The sequence below is a fragment of the Mailhella sp. genome, assembly GCF_057866825.1.
Window position 1 is genome coordinate 1 of record NZ_DBMAHT010000016.1, and the last position, 20746, is coordinate 20746.

The 20746-nt window shown below is 63.5% G+C and carries 19 protein-coding genes; 9 read left to right on the forward strand and 10 right to left on the reverse strand.

Translation table 11 applies throughout. The features are described from left to right. The first annotated feature begins 729 nt into the window (after positions 1-729). On the forward strand, positions 730-1173 hold the full coding sequence (locus ACZM96_RS03220) for a flavodoxin (protein WP_489487297.1): 444 nt from the start codon (positions 730-732) through the stop codon (positions 1171-1173). 748 nt (positions 1174-1921) lie between these two features. On the opposite strand, the gene aroE is transcribed toward ACZM96_RS03220, so the two are convergent. The 9 genes from aroE to ACZM96_RS03265 all read right to left on the reverse strand — a co-directional run bounded on the left by aroE (position 1922) and on the right by ACZM96_RS03265 (position 10567). Then, positions 1922-2788 (reverse strand): shikimate dehydrogenase, encoded by an 867-nt coding sequence (aroE, locus tag ACZM96_RS03225; protein WP_489487299.1) that lies wholly within the window; start codon positions 2786-2788, stop codon positions 1922-1924. A 15-nt stretch (positions 2789-2803) separates the two neighbouring features. Then, the gene (locus tag ACZM96_RS03230) at positions 2804-3322 is read right to left on the reverse strand and encodes a shikimate kinase (RefSeq protein ID WP_489487300.1); all 519 of its coding nucleotides are present in this window, start codon (positions 3320-3322) and stop codon (positions 2804-2806) included. Further along, complete coding sequence (aroC, locus tag ACZM96_RS03235) at positions 3319-4377, reverse strand: chorismate synthase (protein WP_489487301.1); 1059 nt, start codon at positions 4375-4377, stop codon at positions 3319-3321. Before aroC ends, ACZM96_RS03230 begins: the two co-directional genes overlap by 4 nt. After that, entirely contained in the window at positions 4377-5213 is an 837-nt protein-coding gene (locus ACZM96_RS03240) for a prephenate dehydrogenase/arogenate dehydrogenase family protein (protein ID WP_489487302.1), read from the reverse strand. Before ACZM96_RS03240 ends, aroC begins: the two co-directional genes overlap by 1 nt. Continuing rightward, the gene (aroA, locus tag ACZM96_RS03245) at positions 5210-6529 is read right to left on the reverse strand and encodes a 3-phosphoshikimate 1-carboxyvinyltransferase (RefSeq protein ID WP_489487303.1); all 1320 of its coding nucleotides are present in this window, start codon (positions 6527-6529) and stop codon (positions 5210-5212) included. Before aroA ends, ACZM96_RS03240 begins: the two co-directional genes overlap by 4 nt. A 3-nt stretch (positions 6530-6532) precedes the next feature. After that, a complete protein-coding gene (gene pheA, locus ACZM96_RS03250; RefSeq protein ID WP_489487305.1) occupies positions 6533-7672 on the reverse strand; it encodes a prephenate dehydratase in 1140 nt (379 codons plus the stop codon). A 3-nt stretch (positions 7673-7675) separates the two neighbouring features. Then, positions 7676-8644 (reverse strand): 3-dehydroquinate synthase II family protein, encoded by a 969-nt coding sequence (locus ACZM96_RS03255; RefSeq protein WP_489487307.1) that lies wholly within the window; start codon positions 8642-8644, stop codon positions 7676-7678. A 19-nt stretch (positions 8645-8663) separates the two neighbouring features. Then, on the reverse strand, positions 8664-9467 hold the full coding sequence (locus tag ACZM96_RS03260; RefSeq protein ID WP_489487308.1) for a 2-amino-3,7-dideoxy-D-threo-hept-6-ulosonate synthase: 804 nt from the start codon (positions 9465-9467) through the stop codon (positions 8664-8666). Between the two features lie 302 nt (positions 9468-9769). After that, positions 9770-10567 (reverse strand): 2-amino-3,7-dideoxy-D-threo-hept-6-ulosonate synthase, encoded by a 798-nt coding sequence (locus ACZM96_RS03265; RefSeq protein WP_489487310.1) that lies wholly within the window; start codon positions 10565-10567, stop codon positions 9770-9772. Positions 10568-10870: 303 nt separating this feature from the next. On the opposite strand from ACZM96_RS03265, the gene ACZM96_RS03270 reads away from it, so the two are divergent. The 8 genes from ACZM96_RS03270 to ACZM96_RS03305 all read left to right on the forward strand — a co-directional run bounded on the left by ACZM96_RS03270 (position 10871) and on the right by ACZM96_RS03305 (position 18969). Beyond that, entirely contained in the window at positions 10871-11305 is a 435-nt protein-coding gene (locus ACZM96_RS03270; protein ID WP_489487312.1) for a hypothetical protein, read from the forward strand. An 83-nt stretch (positions 11306-11388) separates the two neighbouring features. Beyond that, positions 11389-12819 (forward strand): anthranilate synthase component I family protein, encoded by a 1431-nt coding sequence (locus ACZM96_RS03275; RefSeq protein WP_489487314.1) that lies wholly within the window; start codon positions 11389-11391, stop codon positions 12817-12819. After that, the gene (gene trpD, locus ACZM96_RS03280) at positions 12800-14386 is read left to right on the forward strand and encodes an anthranilate phosphoribosyltransferase (RefSeq protein ID WP_489487315.1); all 1587 of its coding nucleotides are present in this window, start codon (positions 12800-12802) and stop codon (positions 14384-14386) included. The genes ACZM96_RS03275 and trpD overlap by 20 nt, the downstream gene beginning before the upstream one ends. Then, positions 14383-15198 carry an indole-3-glycerol-phosphate synthase gene (locus ACZM96_RS03285; protein ID WP_489487317.1) on the forward strand — a complete coding sequence of 272 codons (816 nt, stop codon included), beginning with the start codon at positions 14383-14385 and terminating at the stop codon, positions 15196-15198. The genes trpD and ACZM96_RS03285 overlap by 4 nt, the downstream gene beginning before the upstream one ends. Further along, positions 15188-15853 (forward strand): phosphoribosylanthranilate isomerase, encoded by a 666-nt coding sequence (locus tag ACZM96_RS03290; protein ID WP_489487319.1) that lies wholly within the window; start codon positions 15188-15190, stop codon positions 15851-15853. Before ACZM96_RS03285 ends, ACZM96_RS03290 begins: the two co-directional genes overlap by 11 nt. Continuing rightward, complete coding sequence (trpB, locus tag ACZM96_RS03295) at positions 15850-17019, forward strand: tryptophan synthase subunit beta (RefSeq protein WP_489487321.1); 1170 nt, start codon at positions 15850-15852, stop codon at positions 17017-17019. Before ACZM96_RS03290 ends, trpB begins: the two co-directional genes overlap by 4 nt. A 33-nt stretch (positions 17020-17052) precedes the next feature. Next, positions 17053-17829, forward strand: coding sequence for a tryptophan synthase subunit alpha (gene trpA / locus ACZM96_RS03300; RefSeq protein WP_489487322.1), 777 nt, complete (start codon positions 17053-17055; stop codon positions 17827-17829). A gap of 207 nt (positions 17830-18036) precedes the next feature. Continuing rightward, on the forward strand, positions 18037-18969 hold the full coding sequence (locus tag ACZM96_RS03305; protein ID WP_489487324.1) for a DUF1848 domain-containing protein: 933 nt from the start codon (positions 18037-18039) through the stop codon (positions 18967-18969). A gap of 23 nt (positions 18970-18992) precedes the next feature. Here ACZM96_RS03305 and ACZM96_RS03310 read toward each other — a convergent pair whose 3' ends face one another. After that, complete coding sequence (locus ACZM96_RS03310; protein WP_489487325.1) at positions 18993-20477, reverse strand: histidine-type phosphatase; 1485 nt, start codon at positions 20475-20477, stop codon at positions 18993-18995. Positions 20478-20746 lie beyond the last annotated feature (269 nt).

Genomic DNA, 20746 nt, shown 5'->3' on the forward strand with positions numbered 1-20746 from the left:
GTTTTGTCCCCCCCCCCCCCCCCCCCCCGGCCGTCTGACGATGGCTTGACCCGGCGAGAGCCGGAGTCGTCAGGCGGCAAAATTTCCGCAGGCTTGCCTGCCCGATATTGGAATACGACCGGGTCGTGTTCCGTGCTGAGGGTACCCCTCAGTCTCCTGGTGCGGCGAGGGCCGTTCCCCGCGGTGGGGAACGGCCCGAGGAGTCCACCCATGTTTGCCATAACAGCATGAGGCGATCCGAGCGCTTCATGTCTCCATAAGAACGTCGAGAACTCCGAGGCGACGTTCCGTGCCGGATCACGCGGGTGTTCCGGCAAAATTTCTGCCGTGCGGCAGGAGCACGAACGTTTTTGTTCGTCAGCATATTCGCCATACTTTTCGGGGAAAACAGGTGCCCCGAAAAGTTCTCCTCCGCATTGCCGGCATGCACGCCATGACATGTCGGCAAAATTTGCTCTGGGGCCGCAAGGTTCCAGTCTCCTCCCCCCCCCGGCCGGGCTTTCGGCTCACAGCGAAGGTCCGGCAAAATTTCTGTCCTGCATCCATCCCGCGATTGCGGGGTGCGTACTCCTGGTCGAGCACGGCGGAGAGGGGCGGTATGCTCTCCGCCGTGCAAAAAAACGCGAACTCATCTTCCCTTCGGGACAGAGATCGCCGGTTTCCGACGCGGTGTCGGGAACGGGCCACTGCCCTAGGATCTCTGTCTCGGAGGTTTTTCTGGAGAAAGCCATGAAGATTCTCATTGTGTATGGTTCCACGACGGGCAACACCGCAGGTATTGCCGAAGCTCTTGCCGAGCGCATCGGAAACGCCGGTCATGACGTCACGCTGCTGAACGCCGCCGACGCGTCGGCCGAAGGACTGTGCAACGGCTACGACGCCGCGCTGTTCGGCTGCTCGGCCTGGGGCACGGACGAGGTGGAAATGCAGGACGACTTCAACACCCTGTTCGAGGATTTCGACGCCATCGGCGTGAGCGGCAAGAAGGCGGCCTGTTTTGCCAGCGGCGACAGCAGCTTTGAGCATTTCTGCGGCGCGGTGGACGTGATTGAAAACCGGCTTTCCGGCCTGGGCGCCGTGATTATGGAAGAGGGTCTCAAGGTGGACGGCGACTATTCCGGCAACAAGGCGGACGTGGACGCCTGGTGCGACCGCATCATTGAAGATCTGTAAAGAAAAGAGTCTGTGCTGATCGGGTCATCCGGGCGTCGGCGCGCCCGGATGCCTCGCCTGAACACGAGGATTCAGGCTGCGGTGAGTACCGCCCGAAGAGTTTCAAGACCTGAAACGCCGAAACGCGCTTTCCGTGCCGCCGAAGCCGCGGGGAAAACGCCCGGAGGAAATGTTCAAGAGAGAGAAAGCAGCTGCAAGAGAGAGTATCCAGAGAGAGAACCGACTTGAGACCGAGCCGGTTCTTTTTTTGCGTGGAGAAATTGAGAAAAGTCCTCTGGAGGAACCGAGGGCGTTTGCCGGATTGGCGAGGCCGCCGCAGCGCTTTGGGGAGGAAAAGTTGCCGTTTTTCCGGGGCATGGGCCGCGAAGTCAGGCAAGTGGAGCGCGTGGGCGGGGAGCTGATGGCGCGGGCAACAGTGACGAGATCGGAGCCGGATTGTTGCCGTGCGGGCCGTGGCCGGGACGCACACGCCCGGCGTCATGACGCGCAGCGTGTGCGGAGCCTTGCCTTGCGTTCGACCTGAGCAGCATTGCAACTTGGCAGGAAGTGCCTTGCCCGGAGCTGCGCAGCGTTTTTGCCTGTGGAAAAGGCCGACGGCACGGGGAGGGGATAGCAGGCAGGGCGAGCCTCTTGCGCCGCATCGTTTTGGGAACGCGTCTTTTGCAAGCGGGGCGGAATCCGGCGGGAAATCCGCCCCGCGGGGGATCATGAATGCGGCGGCGTTCGGAACGGCGCGACCGTGTCCGGATCAGCGCTTTTGATGAAGCACCGGAATCAGTCTTTTTTCCACGGCCTTCTTCATGAGCGCGGCGTCGAGCGGCATGGCGGCGAACAGTTCCAGCGCGAGAATGGCCTGATGAATGAGCATGCCGAGGCCGTTCATGGTCTGATGTCCGCGCTTTTCCGCTTCCTTCAGCAGCTCGGTTTTGAGCGGCCGGTAAATGAGATCGCACACCGGCGCGGAGGCGGGAAGGGCGTCGAGAAAACGGAAGTCGGCAAACTGCGAGGGAACGCCCTGCATGCCGAGCGGCGTGCAGTTGATGAACAGATCCGCCTCGGCCAGCGTCCGCTCAAAGTCCGGGCTGCCGAGGGCGACCACATGCACGCGGGCCGAGGCGCGGGAGAGTTCTTCGGCCTTGGCCGGGGTGCGGCAGCACACGGCAATGGACGCGGCTTCCGCCGCGGCGAGCTTGAGTACCACGGAGCGGGCCGCCCCGCCAGCGCCGTACACGGCAATCTTTTTGCCTTCCGGCCGGATGCCTTCATCGAGCAGAGAGCGGAGGAATCCCGCGTCGTCGGTGTTGTGACCGTGAAAAAGCCCGTCGCGGATGACCACGGTGTTCACGGAGCGGTACATGCGCGCATCGTCGGAGAGGGTGTCCATGAGAGGCACGAGATCGGTCTTGTGCGGCATGGTGGCGTTGAAGCCCGCAAGGTTCATGCCGGGCGCGCCGGGCAGCCAGTCCGCCACGGTTCCGGCGGGAACGAGAATGCGGCCGTAGGTGCAGTAGAGGCCGAGTTCGTCCAGCATGGCCTGCTGAATGAGCGGGGAGAGGCTGTGTTCGATGGGATCGCCGATGACGGCCAGTTTCTTTCCGTTCAGAATGCTGCTCATGGAAGACTCCGTGGGTCAGACGTGGGAATTGCTGCGGCGGTAATGCCGCAGTACCTGGAGAATGCGGCGCTTCAGGGTGCGCGGGCCACCGTGATTGGGAATGGTTACGTCGGCGTGACGGCGGTACAGGGCAAGTCGGGCGGCGTAGAGGCGGAAGAGCTTGTCTCTGTCGTCCTGCACAAGCGGGCGGTCCTTCAGCGTGGTGGAGCGGAGAATCCGGGAAGGATGACGGTCGATGAAGACGACAAGGCCGTTTTTGGAAAGTTCCTTCATGTTTTCTTCGCGCAGAATCATGCCCCCGCCCGTGGATATGACGGCGCCCTGCACGGCAGCGGCTTCCCGGGCGCAGGCGGATTCGATGTCCCGGAAGCCCGACTCGCCGTCTGCGGCAAAGATGTCCGGAATGGTGCGGCCCGTCTTTTTTTCGATCATGACGTCGGTGTCGAGAAGCGGCAGGCGCAGTCTTTTTGCGAGCCTTTTGCCGAAGGTGCTCTTGCCGCAGCCGGAAAGTCCTATGAGCACGAGATTTTTCATGCGAGCACTCCCGGCAGTTCGGTGAGGGCCAGCGCGCAGGCGGCCTCGATGACGGGCACGGCGCGCGAAAGAATGCAGGGATCGTGCCTGCCGGTGATGGTGAGTTTGGCGGCCTCGCTGGTGTTCATGTTGACGGTGTCCTGCTCTTTGCCGATGGAGGGCGTGGGCTTGACGACCACGGTGAACACGACGGGCATGCCGTTGGAAATGCCGCCGTTGATGCCGCCGTTGTTGTTGGTGCGGGTGCGGAGGGGAGTGCCCGGCGTGAGGGAGTCGTTGGCCTCGCTTCCGCGCATGGAAGCAAAGTCGAAGCCTGCGCCGAAGGCCAGTCCCTTGACCGCGGGCACGGCGAACATGTGCCGGGCAATGAGACTTTCGATGTTTTCATCGAAGTCCGGGCTGCCGAGTCCGGCGGGAACGTTGAGCGCAAAGCACTGGATGAGTCCGCCTACGGAGTCGCCGTCGCCCCGGGCGTCGAGAATGGCCTGCTGCATGGCTTCGCCGCGCGCATCGTCGATGACGGGCAGGGTTTTGCCCGCAGCGGCCCGCAGAGCCTCGACATCGGGAGAGGCCAGGTCGAGGGGGGCGTCATCGATGCCCGCAATGCTTTTGACGCGCGCGAGCACTTCCACGCCCCGGGCGCGCAGGGCCAGCTTGGCCACGGCTCCGGCAAAGACCAGCGGAGCCGTGAGGCGGCCGGAAAAGTGACCGCCGCCGCGGTAGTCCTCGAAGCCGCGGTAGCGCAGATGGGCGGTGAAGTCCGCGTGGCCGGGACGGGCGAGCCAGCGGGTGGCGGCGTAGTCGCGGGAGCGGGTGTCGGTGTTTTCTATCACGCCGCAAAGGGGCGTGCCGCAGGCCTTGCCCTCGAACACGCCGCTCAGGATGCGCACTTCGTCCTTTTCGTTTCTTGCCGTGGCAAGCGGCGATTTGCCGGGCGCGCGGCGCGCCATTTCGGCGCGGATGAAGTTCTCGTCGATGTCGAGTCCCGAAGGGACGCCCTGAAGCACGACGCCGATGGCCGGGCCGTGGGATTCGCCGAACAGGCTGTAACGCATTATTGTTGTCCTTTTTTCAACCCCATGCGGGCCGACTGGAGAGCCACCTTGCGGGCTTCTTCGTGAATTTTCTTTTTCTCTTCGCCTTCTTTCCACCACCAGCGGGCCTTGTGCAGAATGAGGTCCACATCGCCCGCGGCGGCCAGCGAAAGCAGATTGCGGTACTGGCGCGTCATGGCCTGACTGTGGGGATTGGCCTCGAAAAGCCAGGTGAACAGCGCGCCGTCTTCCATGAGCTGTTTTTCCGAGGAGTTCATGCGCCGCAGGAAGGAGGGGGTTATGTACGGCAGGAGCGCGGGGTCTTCCGCCGTCATGGCGAAATACACCGCGCTCGTGATGAAGTTCATGCCCTGAATCTTGGCTTCCGCGATGTCGTGTTCTTCGGCCGTGGCGCGGAAGGTCACGCAGCCGAAGCCCTGAAACAGGCGCTCCACAAAACATGTGTCCTCTTCCGAGGCCCGTCTGCCGGGCACGATGGTCACGCGCAGTTCCAGATCCTGCGCGGGCACGGGCCCGAAAAGCGGATGCGTGCCCACCACCGGCCCGTCCCACAGACTTTCCATGTGCTGCATGGGCAGTTCCTTCACCGAGGTGATGTCGGCAAGGATGGCGTTTTTCTCCATGAAGGGGCGAAGCAGGGAGACGGTGTCGGCTATGGCCGTGGCAGGTATGCACAAAAGCACCAGGCGCGCCCCCCGGCAGGCCTCCCGCATGGCCTGCGCCTCAAAGGGCAGATCGAGACCTGCGGGGGCCAGTTCCGGATTGCGGCCGAAGCGCTCCATGAGCATGGAGCCCATGCGGCCGCGGCACCCTACAATGACGATGCGTTCGCTCATGCAAGGGCGCTCCACACGTTCCAGAATTCGGGGAAGGACTTGCGCACCACGGCGGGATCGTCCACCACGACGCGCTGCCCCCGGCCGAGACCGAGGAGCGATGCGGACATGGCGATGCGGTGATCGTTGTAGGTGCGGAACACCGTGCCTTCGGGAATGGAAGGCGTATCCGGCGCAAGGCCGCGCACGGCAAGATAATCCGCGCCTTCCTCCACGGACACTCCGATGCGGGAAAGTTCCGCGGCGCAGGCGGAAATGCGGTCGCATTCCTTGAGGCGGAGGTGGGCGATGTTTTCCATGCGCGTTTCGCCTTCGGCGTAGGCCGCCGTCATGGCCACGGTGGGCACGAGATCGGGGCAGGCTCCCATGTCCACGGTGATGCCGTGCAGCTTCGAGGGGCTCACGAGAATGCCGTCGCTGCGCACGTCGATGGACGCGCCCATGTCCCGCAGAATGGTCAGGATGGCGCGGTCGCCCTGCAGAGAGTCGGGGCGAAGCCCCGTCACGAGCACGGGCTCGCGGCCCACGGCTCCGGCGGCAAGCAGGTAGGAGGCTCCGGACCAGTCGCCTTCCACGCGGTATTCGCCGCTTTTGTAGCTGCCGGGATGCACGGTGATGCGAAGCTCTCCGGGCCGCGCTTCCTGAACGCTTTTCCAGGGCGCAATCTTCCAGGCTCCGCCCGTCAGCGTTTCCACCTCGAAGGCAATGCCGAAATCTTCCAGCACCTGCAGCGTGAGTCCCACGTAGGGCCAGGAGACCACCTTTTTGCCCGTGAGAGAAATGCGCAGCGGCGAGGGGCAGAAGGGCGCGGCCAGAAGCAGACCGGAAAGAAACTGGCTCGATTCGTCCACGCTCATGTCCACGTCGCCGCCGGCAAGGCCGTCCGTGGAAAGCACGAGGGGCGGATAGCCTTCCTTTTCCTCAAAAGTCACGCGTGCGCCGAGCGTCTGAAGAGCCTTGGCGAGCGCGCCGATGGGGCGTTCGTGCATTCTCGGAACGCCGTGAATGCGGAACGAGCCGCGACCGGCGGCCAGCACGGCGGTGAGCAGGCGGCAGGTGGTGCCCGATTCGCCCACGTTGCAGTCGGCGGGCTTGTCGATTCCGCCCACCGGGCCTTTCTCCATGCCCTGCACGCGCCAGTTTCCGTCGCCGAGATCCTCCATGACGGCCCCTGCGGTGTGGAGAATGTCGCGCGTGCGCTCAAGATCGGCGCTGGAGAGCGCATGGCGCACCAGCGACGAGCCGTGCGCGAGCGCGGCCGCAATGAGCGTGCGGTGGGAGACGGATTTGGATGCGGGGGCCTGAAGCGTTATCATGAATCAGAATCCTGTGGTGTTGGCGGTTGAATCGAGACGCGGTCCTTCGGGATAGCAGCCGAGCACGCGCAGAGACGTGCAGCAGGCGGAGAGATCGCGGATGAGATCGGCGCGGCGGGAGGCGGTGAGATCGCATTCCACGTCGGCAAAGAAAATGTAGTCCCAGCACCGGCCCTTCAGCGGGCGGGATTCGAGCTTGGTCATGTTCACCTTGTGCGCGGAGAACACGTTGAGCACGTCGCAGAGCGTGCCGGACTTGTTCTTCACCGTGAAGAGCAGCGAAGACTTGAAGTTGTCGGAATCGGTTTCGTGCGGGCTTCCGGCGGGAACCTCGCCCGCGCGGATGAGCACGAAGCGCGTCCAGTTGGCGGCGTCGTCCTGAATGTTGTCGGCAAGGGAGCTCATGCCCAGCTTTTCGGCCATGCTGCGGTGACCGATGGACGCGGCTCCCGCTTCCTGCGAGGCCTTCCATGCGGCGGCGGCCGTGGAGTCCACGGACACGAGCCTTGCTCCGGGCAGATGGGCGCGCAGCCAGGTGGCGCACTGGCCGAGCGGCTGCGCGTGCGAGTACACGGTTTTCACGTTGTCGAGCGACGTTTCCCGGCTGAGCAGGCTGTTGGCGATGCGGGAATAGAATTCGGCCTGAATGTTCACCTCGTACTGAGAGAACAGGTCGAAGCTCTGGGTGATGGTGCCGTGAATGGAGTTTTCCAGCGGAATGACGCCCGCGTCGAACTGGCCGAGGCTCACGCCGCGGAAAATTTCATGGAAGTCGCGGCAGGGCACGAAGGTCATGGATTCGCCGAGAAAGTCCATGGCCGCGAAGTAGGAGAACGTGCCTTCCGGGCCGAGATAGGCCACGGTACACGGTTTTTGCAGGGAACGGGAAGCGGAGAGCACGGCGCGCCAGATGGAGAGAATGTGTTCCGTCTTCAGCGGACCGGGGTTGCGTTTGGCGAGCCCTTCCAGAAGCCTGGCCTCCCTGGCCGGATCGAACACTTTGCCCGACACCTGTCTCTTGGCCTGCCCGACGGCCACGCTCAGGCCTGCCCGCCGGTTCAGAAGCTCAAGAAGCTGGGAGTCCACGTCGTCAATCTGCCTGCGCAGGTCTGCGAGGCCCGGAATCTGGAAAGGCTCTGCCATACTCTATTTCTCCTGAATGTCTTCCTTGATGCGCATGCCGAAGTGACGTCCGGCCTCGTCGGTGCGACAGAGCACCTTGTCGCCGGGCTTGAGCGTCACCACGCTCACGGGGGTTCCGTCGGGAGCGGTCAGCCGTATGGTCTCGGCGTTCTGAAGGAACACGGCGCCCGTCTTGTCTCCGACCTTCGCTTCCACGAGCAGCATGGGACGCACTTCAATCTTCACTCTTCCGGCGGTGGCGATGCTGGTGGCGCCCGTGTAGTCCACGACGAGCATCTGCGTGCCGGCCGTCACTTCCGAAAGATAGGTCGTGGCGTCGCCGGGCAGGCGCACGTAGGCGTGAACCGCACCCGCGTTCACGCGGAAGGGGCGGGAGGCCACGTATTCGTTGTGCTCCGTTTCGGCGTGAACAAGGAAGGTGAAGGCGCTGGAATTGCCCACCAGCATGCCCTGTCCGCGGTGCAGCATGGACATGGTGTCGATGCACACGCGGTGTCCGAGTCCGGCGGGCTCCACGCGGACGATTTCGGCTTCCTCCAGGTCTTCGTGCTCCCGGCTGATCTTGCAGCGCGACACGATTTCCTTGAGATCGCCGATGGCTTCGGGCAGCACCACGATGCCCTGCACGCCGCGCTGAAGAATGCCGGACGCAAGCACGGCTTCCTCAAGCGTTCCGGCTTCGGCCACCACGTTGTCGCACTGGGCGAGCAGGTTTTCCACGGGAATGATCTCCCATCCCCTGGCGAGAACCACCTGCTTTCCCGAACGGAGCGAGTCGCGGATCTGTTCCTCGTCGGCCTTGGAGTTCATGGCGCAGGAGGGCATGTCCTCTTCCGCAATGACGGGAGTGCGGGAGAGCACGGACACGGATTCCACCTTGTCGGCGGGAACGATGACCCCGTCCACGCCGGATTCCAGCGCGAGGGTCACGTCGTTCTTGCTGAAGGGCACGCTTTTGAAATAGATGTTCATGGACAATCCTTCAAAAGAGTTAGTCTTCGCCCACGATGGCCATGGCGTCGTCCACGGAGGCGTTCGAGTGAACGAGGGCGTTCATGGCGCGCATGAGATCCACGCGGCGGGGATGTTCAAACACGTTGCGGCCGATGGAAACGCCCGCGCCGCCGGCCTGCAGGGAATCGTACACCATCTGCAGCAGCTTGCGCGTGGAGTCGATGCGTTCGCCGCCGGCAATGACCACGGGCGCGCAGCAGCATTCGGTGACGCGCTGGAAGGTTTCGGGGCTGCCGGTGTAGGAGACCTTCACGATGTCGGCGCCGAGTTCCGCGCCCACGCGGGCGCAGTGGGCCACCACGTCGGTGGCGAAGCTGTCGCGGATGAGGCCGCCGCGGCCGTAGAGCATCATGAGCAGCGGCACGCCCCAGCGGTTGCAGTGCTCGGCAATGACGCCTGCGGTGTTGAGCATTTCGCGTTCGTTGGGATCGCCGAGGTTGATGTGCACGGACACGGCGTCCGCGCCGAGGCGGATGGCTTCTTCCACGGTGCCGGTGAGCACCTTGGTGTTGCCGTTGGGGGAAAGTTCCGTGGAGGCGGTGATGTGCATGATGAGGCCGAGGTCGGCGTTGGCGTCGGCGCAGCCGGAGGCGCGGATGAGACCCTTGTGCATGAGCACGGCGTTGGCGCCGCCTTCGTTCATGTCGTCAACGGCCTTGCGGATGTCCACCAGACCGTCGGGCGCGCCGATGGTCATGCCGTGATCCATGGGAACGATGATGGTGCGCTTGGTGTCGGGGTTGAAGATGTGGGTCAGTCTTTTTTTAGTGCCGAGTTCCATGGGGCGTTCCTTCTTTTTGAACGTTGTGGGCTGCGTGGCGGCTGTAGCATACAAAAAAGGGCCGCCGGCTTGTTTCGCCTGCGGCCCGAAGTTTGCAAACTGAGGATGTCAGCAACTCTCCCGACCACAGGGCCCGGTAAAATAAAAGTAAAAACCAAAGGTAAAGCCGTTGGTTTCAAACTGGGCGGTGGCGGAATACAGAGTATACATGACAAACAACCATTGAAAGTTTAAAAAATTACTAATCCCAGAGAAAGAAATCTGTCAACAGGAAAATGGCGGGAGACGAAAACTTTTTCGTCTTATTTTTCGCCCATCATTTCCAGGGCCTCGTCCACGGTGGCGTTGCCGTGAACCATGGCGCGCAGGGCCTTGAGCAGTTCCACGCGGCGCGGATGCTCGAACACGTTGCGGCCCACGGAAAGGCCGGAACCGCCCGCCTGCAGCGAGCCGTACACCATTTCCAGCAGCTTGCGAGTGGAATCGAGCTTGGGGCCGCCGGCAATGAGCACGGGCACGCCGCAGTCCGCCACCACGTCGGCGAAGGTTTCGGGATCGCCGGTGTAGGGCACCTTCACGATGTCGGCGCCGAGTTCCGCACCCACGCGGGCGCAGTGGGCGATGTTGTGCGGATCATAGCTGTCCACGTCGTGACCGCGCGCGTACACCATCATGAGCAGAGGCATGCCCCACAGGCTGCATTCCTTGGCGATCTTGCCGGCGTCGGCCATCATGAGGCTTTCGTCGTCGTCGCCGAGGTTGATGTGAATGGACACCGCGTCCGCGCCGAGGCGCACGGCCTCTTCCACGTCGCCCACGAGCATCTTCTTGTTGGGGCGGCGCGAAAGGCTGGTGGACGCCGAAATGTGCATGATGAAGCCGAGGCGCATGTGGGATTCGTAGTCGGCCTTGTGGATGAGGCCCTTGTGCAGAAGCACGGCGTCGGCCATGCCTTCGTCCATGTCGTGAATGGCCTTGACCATGTCGCGCAGACCGCGGGGAGCGCCGTCGGACATGCCGTGATCCATGGGAACGATGATGGCGCGGCCGGTTTTGGGATTGATGATGCGATTGAATCTTCTGAGAGAGCCGACTTCCATGAGAGGTACCTCTTTGCAGGCATTCCGGCGGTTACGAAAAAAGCCGCCGGCTTTTAAGTATGCCTGCGGCTTTATATTCCTGTGTGACGGAAGAGATCAGCACAGCTCGCCGCTTGGCCGGAAATAATACGCATAGCACCAGCAACCGAAGTTGCTGGCGTAGGTAAAATAGCCGTAGCGGAACGCGCTGAACATGATTTGCCAACCTTTTTTTTCTCTCATAGCTCCGGTCTGGAATCGCTGTCAAGCGCAGAAGCAATATTTTTGTCTCGTCGCTCATATTTAATGATCGAATCCTGCGTCATGGGCGGCTCCGGAGGCGGACTTGCTTTCCGCAATGCCGCGCTGCGCCTCGATTTTTGCCCGAAACAAAAAAATCTGCATGATGTTTTGAACAATCGTCGATACTTTTTTGTATATGAGCGCTTTTTGGGCGGACGCACCGTGCAATATCATGATTCATACAGAAAAAAGACGAAGCAGATGATGCAAAATTGTTTTATACCTGATGTGTCGGCCTTCATGATCCGGAAAGTTGCGGCAGGCGCCTCCCCTCAGGAAAAAGTTTTTCCGACGCCGTTGACAAATGGCGCGCTCTTGCATACACAGAAGGAAAGTTCACCATTCACGTTCAGGAGTGTTCCATGTCCGCAGCCGCTTTCACCATGTCCTTCGCCGGTCAGTGGTGGTGGCGTATCTTTTCTTCAGGGAGAGGATGCGGTCTTGACGTCTGAGTAATGGTGCAGATTCGGAAGCAATAAATGCCGTTCCCTCTCCGGGGAGCGGCATTTTTTTATTAACTCACACTGAGGATTATCGACATGACAATCAAGACATCGCCCATTCGAGTGCGTCAGAGCGTCCGCTGGCTCCCGGCGGACATGGACACGCCCATCAGTCTTTTCCTGGACATGGCCCGGGACAGGGACGGCATTCTTCTGGAAAGCGCGGAAGTGGACGGGCGATGGGGTCGCTACAGCGTGCTTGCCTGCGACATGGCCCTGTACCTCATTTGCCGCGAAGGAAAGCTCGAATGCCGCACGGAAGACGAACGCCTTGCGCGTCTTGCCGCCTTCAACGGCATGAACTTCGTGGAAGGCCTTCGCTCGGTCATGCGTTCGCTGGAAATTCTGCCCGATCCGCAGGCCGCGGACCTGCCGCCCATCACGCGTTCGCTGTGCGGCTATCTGGGCTACGGCATGGCGTCGCTCTTTCATCCGAAGCTCGCCCCCGTCATGAAGCCGGAAGACGCGGAATGCGTGCTCTGCCTGCCCGGAACGCTGCTGCTTTTCGATCACATGTACAATCGACTGGCGCAGGTGAGCCTCGGCGAGCACAGAGATCTGGGCCGCAGCGGTTCGTTCTCGCGTCAGGATTCGACGCATGCGGACAAGGCCGACGTGCTGGCCGAACCCGGCGAGGCCGGATTCCAGGCGGCCGTGGACCGCATACGGGAAATGCTGCGCATGGGCGAAGCCATTCAGGTGGTGCCTTCGGTGCGCTTCAGCATGCCGTTCGACGGCGACCCCTTCACCCTGTACCGCCGCATGCGCAGTGAAAACGCGTCGCCGTACATGTTCTTCATGCGCCTGCCGGGCATTACGCTGTTCGGCTCTTCGCCGGAAGTCATGGTGCGCTGCGAGAACGGCAGACTGCTTTCCGCGCCCATTGCCGGAACCAGACGCCGCGGCGCGACCGTGGCCGAAGACGAAGCCCTGGCCGAGGAGCTCATCGCCGATCCCAAGGAGCGCGCCGAGCACATGATGCTCGTGGATCTCGGCCGCAACGATCTCGGCAGACTCGCGCGCCCGGGCACCGTGGAAGTGGAGAAGCTCATGATGGTGGAACGTTTTTCCCACGTCATGCACCTCACGAGCCGCGTCACCGCGGACCTTGAGGACGGCCTCGACGCCGTGGACGTCCTTGCCGCCACCTTCCCGGCGGGCACGGTGAGCGGCGCGCCCAAGATCCGCGCCATGGAAATCATTGCCGAAACCGAACCCTGTCCGCGCGGACCCTACGCCGGCTGCATCGGCTGGCTCGGTCTGGACAGAGACGGCGTGAACCTCGACACGGGCATCACCATCCGCAGCATGTGGGTGCGCGATCATCGCCTGTACTGGCAGGCCGGAGCCGGCATCGTTCACGATTCCGTGCCGGCCCTGGAATGGAAGGAGGTTTGCAACAAATCGGCCATCATGCGTCAGGCCTGTTTCACCACGGGAGAGTTCCATGTTCCTGCTCATCGATAACTACGATTCCTTTACCTACAATCTTGTTCAGGCCTTCTGCCGTCTGGGACACCGCCCCCGCGTGGTCAAGAATGACGATCCCGGTCTGGTGGCCATGGCCAACGATCCTTCGCTGCGCATGGTGTGCATTTCCCCCGGACCGGGGCATCCGTCGCAGGCCGGATACTGCCTCGACTTCCTGAAGCAGCTCAGTCCGCGCATTCCGGTGCTCGGCGTGTGCCTCGGGCATCAGATTCTCGGCCTCTACGCCGGGGCGGACGTCGTGCCCGGCCCCGTGGTCATGCACGGCAGAACTTCGGAAATCGTGCACGACGGCAAGGGACTGTATCGCGGCATGCCCAATCCCATGGTGGTGGGCCGCTACCATTCCCTGGTGGTGCGCGTGGACGACGAGCATCCCAACGATCTGCTTTCGGTGTCCGCCCGCGGACCCCAGGGCGAAGTGATGTCCATGCGCTTCAAGGATCGCCCGTGGGTGGGCGTGCAGTATCATCCCGAATCCATTCTCACGCTCGACGGTCTGCGTCTTCTGGAAAACTTCCCGGGCAGCCTGCTGCCCACGGTTCACGCCGCGCCCACCATCAGTTCCATTCTGGAATCCGTGTCCCGCGGCAGGGACATGACCGACGAGGAATGCGACGTGGCCTTCGGTTCCATGCTCGACGGCACCATGACTCCCGCTCAGGCCGGAGCCCTGCTCATGGGCCTGCGCATGAAGGGCGAAAAGCCCGCCGAGCTGGCCGCGGCCATCCGCATCATGCTGGCGCGCTCCGTGAAGGTGACGGGCATTCCGGAAAAGTGCATCGACATCGTGGGCACGGGCGGCGACGGCAAGCGTTCGTTCAACTGCTCCACGGCCACGTCGCTCACGCTGGCGGGCATGGGCTACCGCATGCTCAAGCACGGCAACCGCGCCGTGTCTTCCACCTCCGGCGCGGCCGATGCACTGGAAGGACTCGGTCTGCCGCTGGAAAAGGATCCCGAAGCCATCGTGGAGATGCTGAAGGAACGCAATTTCGCCTTCCAGTTTGCGCCGTACTTCCATCCGGCCTTCGCCAACGTGGGGCCGGTGCGCAAGCAGCTCGGCATGCGCACCATGTTCAACATGCTGGGCCCCATGCTGAATCCGGCCTGTCCCGACTATCTCATGATGGGCGTGGGCGATCCGAATCAGGTGGATCTCATTGCGGCCACGCTGCAGAAGCGCCCCTTCCACAAGGTGGCGGTGTTCAACGGCGCGGGCGGCTACGACGAGCTGACCACCATGGGCAAAACGCGCATCATTCTCATTACCGACGGCAAGATGGACGAAATGGTGTTTGACCCTGCGCTCTACGGCTTCGAGCCCTGCGAGCCCGAGGACGTGGAAGTGAAGAACAAGGAGGAAGCCGCGGCCGTGCTGAAGGAACTTCTGGCCGGACGCGGTCCCCGGGCCATGCGCGACATGATGACGGTGAACGCGGCGTTTGCCATTTACATGCTGGAAGATGACAAGAGCATGGAAGAGTGCGTGGAGCTGGCCCGCAAGGGCGTGGCCGAAGGCGCGGGCATGAGGGTGCTGGCATGACGGGACTTGAGCGTTTTGTGGAGGCCAAGCGGGCGGAAATAGCCCAGCTTGAGCGCCTCGGGGCGGACAATCTGCATCCGTGGAAGGGGCGCAGGCCTTCGTTTCGCGGGGCGCTTGAAAGCGGAGGGGCCGGGCCTCTTCCCGTGGTGGCGGAGTACAAGCGGGCCTCTCCCTCGCGCGGCGTGATCTGCGAAACGCTGGAGCCCGAAGACGTGGCCCTGCAGTACGCAAAAGCCGGGGCGGGCGCTATTTCCGTGCTCACCGAGGAGCGGTATTTTCATGGCTCGCTGTCGTATCTTTTCCGCATGGCCTCGGCCATGGAGCGGGAAGGAGCGGCGGTTCCCATGCTGCGCAAGGACTTCATTTTTCATCCGCTGCAGGTGGCGGCGGCGCTTTCCACGCCGGCGTCGGCGCTGCTGCTCATCGTTCGCCTCACGCCGGACGCCGGTCTTCTTCGCGAACTGCGCGAGCAGGCCGAGGCGGGCGGCATGGAGGCGGTGGTCGAGGTGTTCGACGCGCGCGACGTGGCGCTGGCCCGCGAGAGCGGGGCGGGCATCATTCAGGTGAACGCGCGCGATCTTGCCTCGCTTGCGGTGGACAGAAGGGCCTGTCTCGCGCTGGCTGAAAATTGCCCTCCGCGGGAGGGGGAACTCTGGATTGCGGCAAGCGGCATGAGCTGCCGCTCCGATCTGGAAGAGGCCGCGAAGGCCGGATTTCGGGCCGCACTCGTGGGCTCCGCACTCATGGAACACGGTCGTCCGGGGGAGGCGCTGCGCGCGCTTCTGGGCGGGGAGGCGGAGCATGCGGATTAAAATCTGCGGCATGAGCGAGCAGAGTCTCATCGACGAGGCGGCCGCGCTCGGCGTGGAGTTCTGCGGCTTCGTGTTTTACGAACCGAGCCCGCGCAACGTGTCGCCGAGGCTGGTTTCGTCTCTGGACACGCACGGCATGAAGCGCGTGGGCGTGTTCGTTCGTCAGAGCGCGGAGGAAACAGAGCGCATAGTGCGCGAAGCCGGGCTGGATTTCGTGCAGCTTCACGGCGGCCAGAGCGCGGCGTTTGCCGGGCGTTTTCCGGCAGAAAGCGTGATCCGCGTGCTCTGGCCGGGAAAATATTCGTCCGTGCAGGCGCTTCAGCAGGACATCGACGCCTTTGCCGAAACCTGCGGCACGTACCTGCTCGACACGGGCATGGGCAGTGGCCGGGAGCTCGACTGGCAGAGTCTTGCCGATCTTTCGTTTCCGCATCCGTGGTTTCTTTCCGGCGGACTCGGGCCGGACAATGTGGCAAGAGCGCTTTCGGCCTGTTCTCCGGACGGGCTCGACTTCAATTCCAAACTGGAATCCTCCCCGGGCAGAAAGAGCGGGGAACTCATGGAAAAGGCCGTGGCGGCGGTTCGCGAATGCGCAAGTGGCGCATCGGACTGCGGCAGAGGCGCGGCAGACAGCAGAAAAGGTGACAGGCTATGAAAAAAGGATATTTCGGCGATTTCGGCGGGCGTTTCGTGCCCGAGTTGCTCATGCCGCCCCTCATGGAACTTGAGGAGGCCATGAAGGACATTCTGCCTTCCGAAGCGTTTCGGAACGAGCTTGACGATCTGTTGAAGAACTACGCCGGGCGCGAGACTCCGCTCACCTTCTGCCCCGGACTTTCGGAACAGCTGGGCTTCGAGGTGTGGCTCAAGCGCGAGGATCTGCTGCACACCGGCGCGCACAAGATCAACAACACGCTGGGACAGGCGCTTCTGGCCAAGCACATGGGCAAGACCTCGCTCATAGCGGAAACCGGCGCCGGTCAGCACGGCGTGGCCACGGCGGCCGCGGCGGCGCGCCTCGGCATGAAGTGCACGGTGTACATGGGCGCGGAAGACGCGGAGCGGCAGTCCGCCAACGTGCGGCGCATGCGTCTGCTCGGCGCGGACGTGGTGGCCGTGGAGAGCGGCTCCCGCACGCTCAAGGACGCCATCAACGCGGCGCTCCGTGCCTGGATTTCCCTTCAGGAAACCACGCATTACTGCTTCGGCACGGCGGCCGGGCCGTATCCGTTCCCGGATCTCGTGCGGGAATTTCAGAGCGTCATCGGCCGCGAGGCCCGCGCGCAGATGCTGGAGCGCACGGGCAGCCTTCCCGACTACGTGGTGGCGGCCGTGGGCGGCGGCTCCAACGCCATCGGCATGTTCACGGCCTTTGTGCCCGACGAGTCGGTGAAGATCATCGGCGTGGAGGCGGGCGGCACGGGCGAGCCCGGCTGCATGCATTCGGCGGCCATCAATCTCGGACGCCCCGGCGTGCTGCACGGCGAGTACACCATGCTGCTCCAGGACGACGACGGGCAGATTCTGCCTTCCGGCTCCATTTCCGCGGGACTGGACTACCCCGGCGTGGGCCCGGAACACGCCCATCTTGCGGCCGTGGGACGCGTGAAGTACGGCGTGGCCTACGATCACGAAGCGCTTTCGGCCTTCCAGACGCTCTGCCGCGTGGAAGGCATTCTGCCCGCGCTGGAATCTTCCCACGCGCTGGCCTACGTTCTGTCGCACGCCGGGGAATTTGCTCCCGGCAGCCGCGTGCTGGTGAACCTTTCCGGCCGCGGCGACAAGGACATGGACATTGTGGAAAAGGCGCTGAACCTCTGATTTTCGGCGGCACGGCCGCGAAGGAACAATACTATGCATCTGCTGGAAAAAAAGTTACGCGACGCTTCGGCCGAAGGACGCACGGCGCTCATTCCCTTTGTGACGGCGGGATATCCCTCGCTGGACGCCTTCTGGAACGTCATTGAAGAACTGGACGAGAGCGGCGCGGACGTCATTGAAATCGGCGTTCCGTTTTCCGATCCCGTGGCCGACGGCCCCGTGGTGGAGGCGGCGTCCGTGAAGGCGCTGAAAAACGGCGTCACGCTGCGCCGGATCATGGAAGGGCTGCGCGAGCGCAAGGGCAGGTTCAAGGCCGGGCTTGTGCTCATGGGCTACATGAATCCGTTTTTGCAGTACGGTCTGGACAAGCTGGCGACGGAGGCGCAGGACGTGGGCGTCCACGGCCTCATCGTGCCCGATCTGCCCTACGACGAGGCGGGCGACATGCGCGCAGCGCTTTCGGCGCACGGTCTGGCGCTCATTCCTCTGGTGGGGCCGAACACCTCCGAGGAGCGCATGAAGCTTTACGCGGACGTGTCGGAAGGTTACGTGTATGTGGTGTCCGTCATGGGCACCACGGGCGAACGCGCGAGCCTGCCGCCGGAAGTGCCGGAGGTGCTCTCCCGCGTGCGCAGGGTGTTTCACCTTCCGGTGGCGCTCGGCTTCGGCCTGCGCGTTCCGGAACAGATCGACGCGCTGCCGCAGGACATCCGGCCGGACGCCGCGGTGTTCGGCAGCTCGCTCCTCAGGCACATTGCGGCGGGCAAGGCCCCTGCGGACTTCATCAAAACGTGGAAGGCCGCCCGGTAGGGCTTTCCTGCGTTCAGAAACGCGCCCGCCTTCGACGCGAGGGGCGGTCTGAAAAGAGAAGCGTTCTGCGCCCGGCGTCCTGAAATGTCCGCCTTTTTCGGAGGACAGGCGGATGGCCGGGCGTTTTTTGACGCATGGGCAGACTCCCCGCGCGGATGCCTGCCGGACAACGAAGAGATGAGCCCGCCTACGCGGGCGCGGAGCAGCATGATCGTAAGCGTCAGCCGGAGAACGGACATTCCGGCCTTTTACGCGGACTGGTTTTTCCGCAGACTGGAGGAAGGATTCGCGCTGGTGCGCAATCCCGTGAATCCGCGCCGGGTGAGCCGGGTGAACCTTTCGCCCGACGCGACGGACGGCTTCGTGTTCTGGACCAAGAATCCTTCGCCCATGCTGAACCGGCTCTCGCGCCTCCGGGACTACGCGTATTATTTTCAGGTGACGCTCAACGCCTACGGCCGGGACGCGGAACCCGGCGTGCCTTCCAAGCGGGACGTGATCATTCCGGCGTTTCGGCGTCTTTCCGAACTCGCGGGCCGCGAGCGGGTGATCTGGCGCTACGATCCCGTGTTTTTCAGCGCTGCGTACACGATGGAACATCACGTCCGCTACTTCGAGAGGCTGGCCGCGCTGCTTGCGCCGTGGACGGAAAAATGCATCGTCAGCTTTCTGGACGTGTATCGGAACACGCGGCGGAACATGGCGTCTCTCGGCCTGCGGGACGCGTCGATGGAGGAGCGTCGGGCGCTTGCGTCGGCCTTGTCGGAGATTGCCCGGGCGCACGATCTCACGCTGGAGGCCTGCGCGGAAGACATGGATTTGGGCGAATTTTGCATAGGACGCGCCCGCTGCGTGGATGCCGAACTGCTCGGCAGGCTGCGCGGCGTGACGCTGAAGGCGAAGAAGGATCCGAATCAGCGCCCGGCCTGCGGCTGTGCGGAGAGCGTGGACATCGGCGCCTACGACAGCTGTCTTCACGGCTGCCGCTACTGCTACGCCTGCGCCGGACGATTGGGCGCGCCCGCGGGGGCGGGCAGGCACGAAGCCTGCTCGCCGTTTCTCGTGGGGCACGGTGAACCCGGGGACGTGGTTGTGGAAAGAGCGGGGAGAGCCTGCGGGGACAGGCAGCTTTTTTTGTGACGCGCGGCGGAAGCTTTGATCGGCTAGGGCTGCGGACGCGCCGTCGTGGTCAGAACGGCGTTCAGTCTCGCGTCGAGATCCTTTCCGGCCATGGCGCGCACGGCGGAGAGGAAATGCTCCAGAGGCAGCCCCGGACCTGCGGGCGTTGGCGCGAAGGAGCCGGGAAGCACGAGCGTTTCCTGCCGGAGCGCCGCGCTGTTCATGACGTTTTCGTCGGTGCTCAGCATCGCCGCGGGCGTCTGACACTGGAAGGTCGCCTGCACGAGTCGTCCCTGCGGCGTGTCCCAGAGCCGGAATACCAGCATGGAGCCGGGAGGCGTGCTGTCTCTGGGGAAGGGCGTGTTGTTCCAGTGCAGGCCGAGCAGGCCCGCCACGTTGACGATGTTGGTGTCGTGCCCGGAAAAGATGACCAGCTTTGCCTTGTTGACTTCGCCCAGCGGCGAGGTTCCGGCCAGCGCTTCCGCCATGAAGAGCAGCAGCGGCATGCCTTCCTGCCGGGCGATGGCGGGAAAGCGCTGAACAGCGTTCTGCACGCGGGTATGCACGGGCAGAAGGTGCAGGGCCGTGGAAGGATTCACCAGAATTTCGCCGTCTGCGGGAGCGACGGGGGCGGGCGTCCAGCGCGGACGCACGGGAAGCGTCACTACGCCCGGCTTGTCGCTGCGGGGCGCAAGAATGATCTGCCTTGCCTTCTGCTCCACGGGCGTGCCGGGCCCGGCAGGCTGCGTCAAGGGAGTCGCGGCGGGAATCATCTGGGAGCGCACCGGCCATTCCAGACTTTCAAGCAGCAGAATTTCCGCAGTGGTGGAAGCCAGCGACAGACCGCCGCGCAGGGAAACGCCTTCGCGGGAGCCCGGCTTCGGATATTGCAGCAGCGTGGGCATGTCGCTCAGCGTGCAGAACGGCTGCCCCGGTTCGCACAGCTGCGGGGAGGCCGGGCCGAGCAGTGCGGAGAGCTCCGCCACGCGCCTGTCCATGTCGGCGCGTACGTCGGCGAGGTCTTCTTCCAGTTCCGATTTTTCTTCGCTCGTGAGCGCGGGCGCGGCCATGAGCCCGCCCCGCACGGGATGAAACACGGGATCGTGCCCGGCGCGGCTTGAGAGCGTCTTCATGCCGCAGCCCGGGGCCAGCCCTTCCAGCATGGCCGCCGCCGTGGCCAGGGTGCGCTGTTCGTTGTCGGCATAGACCAGCACGCTGCCTGCGGGCGGACATTCCGAGGCCGGAAGCAGTCCGTCGAAGGCCAGGGACTCTCGCAGGCCGGTCCATTCGCCCTCGATGAGCTCCGCTCCGCGTTCCGTGAGATTGCCCGGAGCCGTGTTCCATGCGGGCCAGTCGCGGGAACTCCATGTCTCCAGCGTGGAGGGCGACTGCGTGGGCGAACGAACGCCGTGGCGGCTCAGCGCCACAACCTTGAGCAGTCTGGGCGAATCCTGAGCAAGGGCGTCCGGAAGAGGCGAACAGAAAAGAACACCCGCCAGAGCGGCAGTGACAATAAAAACGCGGCGCATGATCGGCTCCTTTTTCTGTTTTGGAAAAAGTATGACATGCTCCGTGACGGCGGGCAAGGATTTTTAGTTTTTAGAGGGTGTTAGAGTAGTGCTCACGCGCCGTTGCCGCAGAGGCCGGGGCCCGTTGCCCGGGAAGCGGGCAGGAGCCTTTGCCGCGCCGGGCGCAGAGCGCTTATCTGCGAAGATCCGTTTTGAGATCCGGAGTGCAGCGCCGCTTGGGCGGTCAGTTTGAAGCTACGGTTCGGGCGCGCTGCTTGAAGCGCCGTGTT

Excerpts from the sequence above, each read along its gene's own strand:
- ACZM96_RS03220 (WP_489487297.1), top strand. The coding sequence starts at position 730 with ATGAAGATTCTCATTGTGTATGGTTCCACGACGGGCAACACCGCAGGT.
- aroE (WP_489487299.1), bottom strand. The coding sequence starts at position 2,788 with ATGAGCAGCATTCTGAACGGAAAGAAACTGGCCGTCATCGGCGATCCC.
- ACZM96_RS03230 (WP_489487300.1), bottom strand. The coding sequence starts at position 3,322 with ATGAAAAATCTCGTGCTCATAGGACTTTCCGGCTGCGGCAAGAGCACC.
- aroC (WP_489487301.1), bottom strand. The coding sequence starts at position 4,377 with ATGCGTTACAGCCTGTTCGGCGAATCCCACGGCCCGGCCATCGGCGTC.
- ACZM96_RS03240 (WP_489487302.1), bottom strand. The coding sequence starts at position 5,213 with ATGAGCGAACGCATCGTCATTGTAGGGTGCCGCGGCCGCATGGGCTCC.
- aroA (WP_489487303.1), bottom strand. The coding sequence starts at position 6,529 with ATGATAACGCTTCAGGCCCCCGCATCCAAATCCGTCTCCCACCGCACG.
- pheA (WP_489487305.1), bottom strand. The coding sequence starts at position 7,672 with ATGGCAGAGCCTTTCCAGATTCCGGGCCTCGCAGACCTGCGCAGGCAG.
- ACZM96_RS03255 (WP_489487307.1), bottom strand. The coding sequence starts at position 8,644 with ATGAACATCTATTTCAAAAGCGTGCCCTTCAGCAAGAACGACGTGACC.
- ACZM96_RS03260 (WP_489487308.1), bottom strand. The coding sequence starts at position 9,467 with ATGGAACTCGGCACTAAAAAAAGACTGACCCACATCTTCAACCCCGAC.
- ACZM96_RS03265 (WP_489487310.1), bottom strand. The coding sequence starts at position 10,567 with ATGGAAGTCGGCTCTCTCAGAAGATTCAATCGCATCATCAATCCCAAA.
- ACZM96_RS03270 (WP_489487312.1), top strand. The coding sequence starts at position 10,871 with ATGGGCGGCTCCGGAGGCGGACTTGCTTTCCGCAATGCCGCGCTGCGC.
- ACZM96_RS03275 (WP_489487314.1), top strand. The coding sequence starts at position 11,389 with ATGACAATCAAGACATCGCCCATTCGAGTGCGTCAGAGCGTCCGCTGG.
- trpD (WP_489487315.1), top strand. The coding sequence starts at position 12,800 with ATGTTCCTGCTCATCGATAACTACGATTCCTTTACCTACAATCTTGTT.
- ACZM96_RS03285 (WP_489487317.1), top strand. The coding sequence starts at position 14,383 with ATGACGGGACTTGAGCGTTTTGTGGAGGCCAAGCGGGCGGAAATAGCC.
- ACZM96_RS03290 (WP_489487319.1), top strand. The coding sequence starts at position 15,188 with ATGCGGATTAAAATCTGCGGCATGAGCGAGCAGAGTCTCATCGACGAG.
- trpB (WP_489487321.1), top strand. The coding sequence starts at position 15,850 with ATGAAAAAAGGATATTTCGGCGATTTCGGCGGGCGTTTCGTGCCCGAG.
- trpA (WP_489487322.1), top strand. The coding sequence starts at position 17,053 with ATGCATCTGCTGGAAAAAAAGTTACGCGACGCTTCGGCCGAAGGACGC.
- ACZM96_RS03305 (WP_489487324.1), top strand. The coding sequence starts at position 18,037 with ATGATCGTAAGCGTCAGCCGGAGAACGGACATTCCGGCCTTTTACGCG.
- ACZM96_RS03310 (WP_489487325.1), bottom strand. The coding sequence starts at position 20,477 with ATGCGCCGCGTTTTTATTGTCACTGCCGCTCTGGCGGGTGTTCTTTTC.